The organism is Rhizobacter sp. P3_B12 (genome assembly GCF_056402895.1).
In genome coordinates this window covers 1-4,278 of the sequence record NZ_JBFUGN010000529.1, presented here as the reverse complement: position 1 = coordinate 4,278, position 4,278 = coordinate 1, and the positions used below count along the sequence as shown (strand labels likewise).

The window sequence follows — 4,278 nt, the reverse complement described above, 5'->3', positions numbered from 1 at the left end:
GTACGGCACGATGCACATCGCGCGGCCCGACTGGGTGATCCCGGGCCCGGCGGTCGCCGCCGCGCTGCGCGAGAGCCAGCGCATCGCGCTCGAACTCGACATCACCGACGCCGACATCGCGCGCCGGCTCGGTGCCGCGCAGGCCCCCAGCGGCGGCGAGCCGCTGCCCGCGGYGCTGGAGCAACGGCTGCAGGGCCAGGCGCGCGCCGCCTGCATCCCCGACGCGATCAGCCGCTCGCTGAGCCCGGTGCTGCTGGCGCTGAACCTGGCCGTCACGGCCGGCCGCGCCGACGGGCTCGACCCGGCCTATGGCATCGACGCCTTCATCGCGCTGCTCGGCCACCAGCTGGGCAAGCAGGTCGATTCGCTGGAGACCCCGGAGATGCAGCTCGACATGCTGACCGGCGGCACGCCCGAGGAGCGCGTCGAGATGATCGACCGCACGCTGGCCGACCTCGAGAAGGGCCAGACGCGGCGCATGCTCAAGCGCATCGCCGACGTGTGGTCGGGCAGCAAGCTCGACGAGCTGGAGCGCTATGCGAGCTGGTGCGACTGCATGAAGACCGCCGACGACCGGCGCGACATGAAGCGCATGCTCGACGAGCGCAACCCGGCGATGGCCGAGCAGGTCGCGGCCTGGCACGAGGGCGGCGAACGGGTGTTCGCCGCCGTCGGCAGCCTGCACATGATCGGGCCGCAGGGCCTCCCGGCCCTGCTGAAGGCCCGCGGCTACCGCGTGGAGCGCATCATCTTCAAGCGCTGATCAGTTGAGCAGCAGCGTGTACTTGCCGTTGGTGGCGCCGGTGCCACCGCTGTAGTACAGCACGCGCACGTAGTACGTCACCGCGCTCGCGCCGCTGTTGCTCACCGAGGCCGAGTCGACCAGCCCGGTGCTCTTCTCGCTCTTCGCGAGCTGCGTGCCGCTGGCGTTGTAGATGTACAGGTCGTAGTCGGAGCTGCTGTTCGGCGTCAACGTCGCGGCCAGCGAACTGCCGCTGGCCACCGTCACCTTGAAGTAGTCGGTGTCGGAGCTGCTGGCGATGGTGCCGGACACCAGCGAGTTCTTGTTCACCGCCTGCGCCGTCGCGATCGTGTTGTTCGACTCGGTGTCCGTCACCGGTGTCGGTGGCGTCGTCGTGCCGCCGCCCGCTGCATCGACCGCCGCGTTGGCATCCACCAGGCCTGCGCCGCACTGCGAGCAGGTGGCAGGGAAGGCCCGCGACGACGACTTCAGCAGCGTCTCGACCTGGTCCGGCGTCAGCGACGGGTTCTTCGACAGCATCAGCGCCACCACGCCCACCACGTGCGGCGTCGCCATCGACGTGCCCTGGTAGTAGTCGTAGCTGTCGGCGCCCGGCGTCGTCGCCCCCGAGTTCAGCGTCGACAGGATGCCGTTCGCCGCACTCGAGCGCACGTCGCCGCCCGGGGCCGCGACGTCCACGATGGCGCCGTAGTTCGAGTAGTACGCGCGCCCGCCGCTGCGGTTCGTGGCCGCCACGGTGATCACGCCGCTGCAACTCGCCGGCGAGAAGCCGGAGGCGTTGGCATTGCTGTTGCCGGCCGCCACCACCACCACCGTGTTGCGGCTGCGGGCCGAGGTGATGGCGTTCTGCGACGTGGTGTCGCAGGCGCCCTGGCCGCCGAGCGACATGTTGATCACGCGCGCCGGGTTGGCATTGGCGGGCACGCCGCTCACCGTGCCGCCCGAGGCCCAGATGATCGCCGCCGCGATGTCGGAGGTGTAGCCGCCGCACTTGCCGAGCACGCGCGCCGGCACGACCTTGGCGTTGAACGCCACGCCGGCCACGCCGTTGCTGTTGTTGGTGACCGCCGCGATGGTGCCGGCCACGTGCGTGCCGTGCCAGCTGCTCGATTCGGCCGCGGCGCCATCGCATTCGCCGGCGTTGATCCAGTCGCCGGGATCCTTCGCATCGCTGTCGCGCCCGCCGCCGTCGTTGGCGGTGGCCGTGTCGGCAATGAAGTCGTAGCCGGGCAGGATGTTCGCCGCCAGGTCGGCGTGCGGCCGGTAGCCGGTGTCGATCACCGACACGACGACGCCGGTGCCGGTGGACTTCTCCCACGCGTCCGGCAACCGCAGGYCGGCGGTGGCCTCGAAGTACTGCCACTGCTGGCCGTACTGCGTGTCGTTCGGCGTGAACAGCGCATGCAGGATGCGGTCGGGCTCGGCGTACTCGACGTTCGGGTCGGAGGCCGCGATGTCACGCGCGATCTGGGCGACGTCGGCCTGCGGCAGGCGGCGGTCGAACTTCATCACGTGGGTGTCGAGCGCGCCGATGCGCAACAGCTGCATCTGCACGCCGGCGCGCAGCGCGACATCCTGGGCGCTGCGGTGCAGCACGCTGCGTTCGGTGGTGGAGGCGGTGGACGCGGCGCCGGCGGCGCCGCTGCGGTACTTGATGATCAGCCGGTCGGTCGGGGTCGGTACGTCGGCCTGGGGTGCTGCAGTGATGCTCTGGGCCGCCGCTGCTGCCGACAGGACGCCGGCATGGGCCGAGAGCGCGGTGGCGCCCGTCAGGACCAGCAGGGCTGACAACACCCTGCGCAGAGAGATTCGATGCATGGATCGCTTTGTCATGTCTCATTCCCTTGTGAGGTTGGAAGCAAAAGCGCCGACAGTCAGCGGCGCGCCCCCAGGGTCGGGCACAAGCGGGGGGCGCGTCAACGCCGCTCGTCCTTCACCTGCAAGAGTTTTCAGGTAGGGGGTTGCTAGGGGTTGCGCGCGTATGCAGCCCGTGCAAGGCGTGCACAATCGGCTGTCCAAAAGACAGCAGCTGCCCACAAGGAGACACCATGGCCGAGGCCCCGAACTTCACGAAGCTGGTGCCCGGTTTCGACTTCCTGCAGGGGCTCGTGAAGAACGCCGGCGCCGCGCTGCCGAACATCGGCCAGTGGGTCGCGCCGACGCTGAACCCCGAGGAACTCGAGAAACGCATCGAGGAGCTGCGCACCGTGCAGTTCTGGCTCGAGCAGAACGCCCGCATGCTGGGCGCGACGATCCAGGCGCTCGAGGTGCAGCGCATGACGCTGTCGACGCTGAAGACGATGAACGTGCAGATGGAAGACCTGCGCGATTCGCTGACGGCGCGGCCCGCGGCCTCGGCACCTGCTGCAGAACCAGCAGCCGCCCCCGCGTCGGCGCGCAAGCCGGACGCGAAGGCCGGCGCGAAAACCGACACCGCCGCCGCCGTCGACCCGATGCAGTGGTGGGGCGCCCTCACCAAGCAGTTCACCGAACTCGCCGCCACCGCGATGAAGGACAGCGCGTCGGATGCGGCACGCAACCTGGCCGGCGCGCTGGTCAAGCAATCGGTCGACGCCGCCGGGCAGACGCTGAAGCGCGCGGCGACGATGCCGGGCGAGGTGGCGATCAAGACGGTGCGGACGGCCAAGGCGGTGGCCGCCAAGACGGCCGCCAAGACCGCCGCTGCCCGCAAGCGCGCCGCACCGCGCGCCTGAGGAGCCCGCCGCGATGAAGCTGTTCGCCCACGCCCACGCGACCCACCCCGACTGGCGCATGGCGCTCGCGCTGTCGGCCGCGCAGATCGACGCGCAGCGGGCCGACCCGGGCGGCGCGCACATCGGCGAGCCGACGCTCGGCTGGGTCTACCTCAGCGACCACTACGCGCCACATGCCGCCGAGTTGCTGGCCGAGCTGCGCCAGCGCTGGCCGGGCACGGCCTGGGTCGGCGCGGTGGGCGTCGGCATCGCGGCCAACGGCGTCGAGTACTTCGACGAGCCGGCGCTCGCACTGATGCTGTCGGACCTGCCGCGCGAGCAGTTCCGCGTGTTCTCGGGGGCGGCACCGCTGCATGGCGATGCTGCTTTCGCGCCCAACACGGCGCAGGTGCATGCCGACCCGGCCGCCACCGACCTGGCCGAGCTGATCACCGAGATGAGCGACCGCACCGCCACCGGCTACCTGTTCGGCGGCCTCGCATCGGCGCGCACGCAGGCGCTGCACATCGCCGACGGCGTGTTCGACGGTGGCCTGTCGGGCGTCGCGTTCAGCCGCGAGGTGACCCTGGTCTCGCGCGTGACGCAGGGCTGCCAGCCGGTCGGCCCGGCACGCCGCATCACGCAGGGCGAGCGCAACGTGGTCGCGCAGCTCGACGACGAGCCGGCCCTCGACTGCCTGCTGCGCGACCTGAAGATCGATGGCGACGAGCCACGCGAGGCGCTGCCGCGGCTGCGCCAGACGCTGGTCGGCCTGAGCGACCCGCGCGATGACCTGATGGCGCGGCCCGGCCAGTTCGGCAC

4 protein-coding genes are annotated in these 4,278 nt (G+C 71.0%); 3 read left to right on the top strand and 1 reads right to left on the bottom strand.

The genetic code is table 11. The features are described 5' to 3' along the window. On the top strand, positions 1-763 hold a 763-nt coding region (locus AC1D01_RS22985), incomplete at its 5' end, for a TraB/GumN family protein (RefSeq protein ID WP_477870408.1). Here the strand turns inward: AC1D01_RS22985 and AC1D01_RS22980 are convergent. After that, complete coding sequence (locus AC1D01_RS22980) at positions 764-2,581, bottom strand: S8 family peptidase (RefSeq protein WP_477870406.1); 1,818 nt, start codon at positions 2,579-2,581, stop codon at positions 764-766. A 230-nt stretch (positions 2,582-2,811) separates the two neighbouring features. On the opposite strand from AC1D01_RS22980, the gene AC1D01_RS22975 reads away from it, so the two are divergent. Beyond that, entirely contained in the window at positions 2,812-3,477 is a 666-nt protein-coding gene (locus AC1D01_RS22975; protein WP_477870404.1) for a PhaM family polyhydroxyalkanoate granule multifunctional regulatory protein, read from the top strand. A gap of 13 nt (positions 3,478-3,490) precedes the next feature. Beyond that, on the top strand, positions 3,491-4,278 hold a 788-nt coding region (locus tag AC1D01_RS22970), incomplete at its 3' end, for an FIST signal transduction protein (RefSeq protein ID WP_477870402.1).